Below are 3,841 nucleotides of genomic sequence, written 5' to 3'. Positions count from 1 at the left end.
GACGAGGGGACGAGGGGACGTAAGGGTTTCGTCATCCGGCCGGGGCTCCCACGGCGGCCCGTGCGGCCTTTGAATGAGGGCATGCGAAAGTTGCTGCGCAGGTCTGTGGTCGTGCCGGTGCTCGTCGTCGGGCTGATCGTCGCCGGGTTCGGGGCGTACTGGTTCCAGCCGTGGAAACTGTGGGTGGACGACACAATCCAGGAGGAAATCCCGGTGGGTGCCCCTGCCCCGGCCGACCCGTCGGAGGCGCCGGGCTCGTCAAAGGAGCCGGACCCCTCCGGGGTGCCGGGTGAGCCGTCCGGGTCCGCCGCACCGTCCGGGCCCGCCGGGCAGCGGACCGTCGCCTCCGGCGAGCTGATCAGCCACGAACACACCACCACCGGCACGGTGCGCGTCCTGCGGCTCGCCGACGGCTCGCTCACCCTTCGCTTCGAAGACCTCGACACCAGTAACGGCCCCGACCTGCGGGTCTGGCTCACCGACGCACCCGTGAGGGAGGGCCGGGCCGGCTGGCACGTCTTCGACGACGGCAAGTACGTCAGTCTCGGAAAGCTGAAGGGCAACAAGGGCAGCCAGAACTACGCGTTGCCCGCCGGGACCGACCTCGACGCGTACGGCAGTGTCTCGATCTGGTGCGACCGCTTCGACGTGTCCTTCGGCGCGGCGGCCCTGAAGGCCGCCGAGGCCTGAGACCGCGAGGCCTGAGCCCGCGCGTCAACGCTTCCCGCGGGACGGCGCCTTCCGCGAGCCCGCCCGCCTTCCGCGCCCGCGCCTTCCGCGCCCGCGCCTCCGCGCGCCGGGACGACGCGGCCGCGGCCTGCCCGCTCCGGCACCGAGGATCCGCCGCGGGGACCCCGTGCGGCATCCGGCGCCGGCGCACATCGTGCGGTGCGCCGGAAAGTCTGCCGGAGAGTCTGCAGGGAACCCCGCGGCGTCCGGGGAGGATCGCCCTCGTCGTCTTCGGACCGGTGACGTTGCGGCTGTACAACCGGAAATGAATCCCGGACCGCCGGCACCGGCTGCCGGTCCCGGCACCGACCGCTGGCACCGACCGCCGGTCCGGCCCTCACCACCCGCCACGGCGATTTTCGAAGGCGCGTTGTCATACCCACCCTCTACTCTCCTACGCATGTCCTTCACATCTCCAACTCCCCGGAACCCGCAGCCCGATGCCCTGACCGCCCATGCCGCCAACGACGCGATCCGCCGCCTGGTCGACGAGGGAGCAGGGGGCGAGTGGCCCGCCGAGGAGTACGAGATGCTGCTGATCCAGTGGGCCGCCGCGACGAGCGCGGAAACGCGCGAGGACCGGCGCGGGGAGATGGTCGAGGCGGCCTGAGCGGACCCCGCGGGCACAACTCGCGCGGGGATGGGGGCGGGCCTGGGCGCTTCGCCCGGCCGGGCGCTCAGTAGGGTGCGGCCGTGAACGAGACAGCGGCGGCCGTGAGTGTGGTCGGGATCGGGGCGGACGGCTGGGCCGGGCTGCCGGACGTGGCGCGGGAGGTGCTGCGGGCGGCGGAGGTACTGGTCGGCGGGGAGCGGCAGCTCGCGCTCCTGCCGGGCGAGTGCGCCGGGCAGCGGGTGACGTGGCCCTCGCCGCTGCGACCCGCGGTGCCCGGACTGCTGGCCGCCCACGCGGGGCGCCGGACCGCCGTACTGGCCAGCGGGGACCCGATGTTCTACGGCATCGGCCGGGCACTGGGCGAAGTCCTGGGCGCCGGGGCGCTGCACGTCCTGCCGCACCCGTCCTCCGTCTCGTACGCCGCCGCCCGCCTCGGCTGGCCCCTTGAGGACGTCGAGGTGGTCACGCTCGTCGGCAGGCCGGCCGGAAATCTGGCGGCCGCCCTGCACGAAGGCCGCCGCATCCTGGTGCTCAGCGCGGGCGCGGCGACCCCCGCGGAGGTCGCCGGGCTGCTGCGCGAGCAGGGATTCGGGCCCAGCCGGATGCGCGTCCTCGAACAGCTGGGCGGGGAGAGTGAGCTGGTGCGCGAGGGCACGGCCGAGAGCTGGTCCCGTGCACCCGGCGACCCGCTGAACGTGGTCGCCGTCGAGTGCCGCCGCGCCCCGGACGCGCTGCGGCTCGCCCTCACGCCCGGCCTCCCGGACGACGCGTACGAACACGACGGCCAGCTCACCAAGCGCCCGGTGCGGGCCGCGACGCTGGCCGCCCTCGCCCCCGCACCCGGGGAACTGCTGTGGGACGTGGGCGGCGGTTCCGGCTCCGTCGCCATCGAGTGGATGCGGGCGCACCGCTCCTGCCGGGCCGTAGCCGTCGAGCGGGACCCGGCCCGCGCCGAGCGGATCGGGCGCAACGCCGCCTCGCTGGGTGTGCCGACGCTGCGCGTCGTCCGCGGCGAGGCCCCCGGTGCCCTGGCCGGACTCCCCGCCCCCGACGCCGTGTTCGTCGGCGGCGGTCTGACCGCGCCCGGGGTCCTCGACGCCTGCTGGGCGGCCCTTCCTCAGGGCGGGCGACTGGTCGCGAACGCGGTCACGCTGGAGTCGGAGTCGCTGCTCGCGGACTGGTACCGGCGGCACGGCGGTGAACTGCTGCGGCTCGCGACGGCCCACGCCTCCCCGGTGGGGGGCTTCACGAGCTGGCGGCAGGCGATGCCGGTCACGCAGTGGGCGGTGACGAAGACGCACTGACCCACTGACGCGGGCACGGCGGGGAGTGGTGGGCCCGGCCCGGAACGGTGCCTGCCGCTGCGTCCGCAAGGGCCTGTCGCGTCCGGCCCTCGTCCCGGGCCTGCGCTCAGGTCCGCGGGGCCGCCCGGCCCACCACCGCGCCCGCCCGGTCGATGCAGAGCACGTCGACAGCCACCGGCGCTTCCCGCAGCACGGCCTGCGCCTGATCACGGGCGGCCGCGGCGACGAGGTCGCCGAGGGGGACGCCGCGCGACACGCAAAGGCGCAGCGCCTCCAGGCCGGTGTTGGCCGCGGCGACGGCCGCCGCGAGGGAGCCGTCCGCGCCGCCCCGCCGGGCCAGCTCCGCCAGCAGTCCCTTGTCGACCTGGGAGCGGCCGGAGTGGAGGTCCATGTGCCCGGCGGCGAGCTTGGAGAGCTTCGCGAAGCCGCCGCACAGGGTGAGGCGGCCGACCGGATGCCGGCGTATGTACTTCAGCACCGCGCCCACGAAGTCCCCCATGTCGAGCAGGGCGTCCTCGGGGAGCCCGTACTCGGCGACTACGGTCCGCTCGGAGGTGGAGCCGGTGCAGCCGGCGACGTGCGTACGGCCCGCGGCGCGGGCGACGTCCACCCCACGGCGGATGGAGTCGATCCACGCGGAGCAGGAGTACGGCACGACGATGCCGGTCGTCCCCAGGACGGACAGCCCGCCGAGGATGCCGAGCCGCGGGTTCCAGGTGCTGCGGGCGATCTCCTCGCCGTGGTCGACGGAGACCGTGATCTCGACGTCGCCGGCGCCACCGTGACGACCGGCTGTCCGCGCGATGTGCTCCCGCATCATCTGCCGGGGCACGGGGTTGATGGCCGGCTCGCCCACGTCGAGGGGGAGCCCCGCCCTGGTGACCGTGCCGACGCCCGGCCCGGCGCGGAAGACCACCCCGGCGCCGGGCGGCAGCAGCCGTACGGTGGCGCGGACGAGCGCACCGTGCGTGACGTCGGGGTCGTCGCCCGCGTCCTTGACGATCCCGGCCATGGCGAAGCCGTCCCCCAGCTCCTCGGCGGCGAGGGCGAAGGACGGGGTCTGGCCCTTGGGCAGCGTGATCGTCACGGGGTCGGGGAAATCGCCGGCCAGGAGCGCGGCGTACGCCGCTGTGGCGGCCGCGGTCGCGCAGGCGCCGGTGGTCCATCCGGCCCGCAGCCCACTCCGCCCCAGCTG

Annotated in this window: 4 protein-coding genes; 3 read left to right on the top strand and 1 reads right to left on the bottom strand. The window is 75.2% G+C overall.

What is annotated here, in order from left to right:
* Positions 1-81: 81 nt before the first annotated feature.
* The 3 genes from GUY61_RS35885 to cbiE all read left to right on the top strand — a co-directional run bounded on the left by GUY61_RS35885 (position 82) and on the right by cbiE (position 2,646).
* Entirely contained in the window at positions 82-690 is a 609-nt protein-coding gene (locus GUY61_RS35885) for a DM13 domain-containing protein (RefSeq protein ID WP_208106873.1), read from the top strand.
* Positions 691-1,129: 439 nt separating this feature from the next.
* Positions 1,130-1,339 carry a hypothetical protein gene (locus GUY61_RS35880; protein ID WP_166634486.1) on the top strand — a complete coding sequence of 70 codons (210 nt, stop codon included), beginning with the start codon at positions 1,130-1,132 and terminating at the stop codon, positions 1,337-1,339.
* 83 nt (positions 1,340-1,422) lie between these two features.
* A complete protein-coding gene (cbiE, locus tag GUY61_RS35875; RefSeq protein ID WP_313897016.1) occupies positions 1,423-2,646 on the top strand; it encodes a precorrin-6y C5,15-methyltransferase (decarboxylating) subunit CbiE in 1,224 nt (407 codons plus the stop codon).
* 106 nt (positions 2,647-2,752) lie between these two features.
* Here cbiE and GUY61_RS35870 read toward each other — a convergent pair.
* Positions 2,753-3,841: cobalt-precorrin-5B (C(1))-methyltransferase (locus tag GUY61_RS35870; RefSeq protein WP_398958133.1), on the bottom strand; the 1,089-nt coding region annotated here is incomplete at its 5' end.

The organism is Streptomyces sp. GC420, assembly GCF_009916105.1.
GTDB lineage: Bacteria > Actinomycetota > Actinomycetes > Streptomycetales > Streptomycetaceae > Streptomyces.
Note: the sequence above shows the minus strand (reverse complement) of the source record. Positions and strands in the feature narration are given on the sequence as shown.

Coding starts and splice junctions, on each gene's coding strand:
- GUY61_RS35885 (WP_208106873.1), top strand. CDS start 82: ATGCGAAAGTTGCTGCGCAGGTCTGTGGTCGTGCCGGTGCTCGTCGTC.
- GUY61_RS35880 (WP_166634486.1), top strand. CDS start 1,130: ATGTCCTTCACATCTCCAACTCCCCGGAACCCGCAGCCCGATGCCCTG.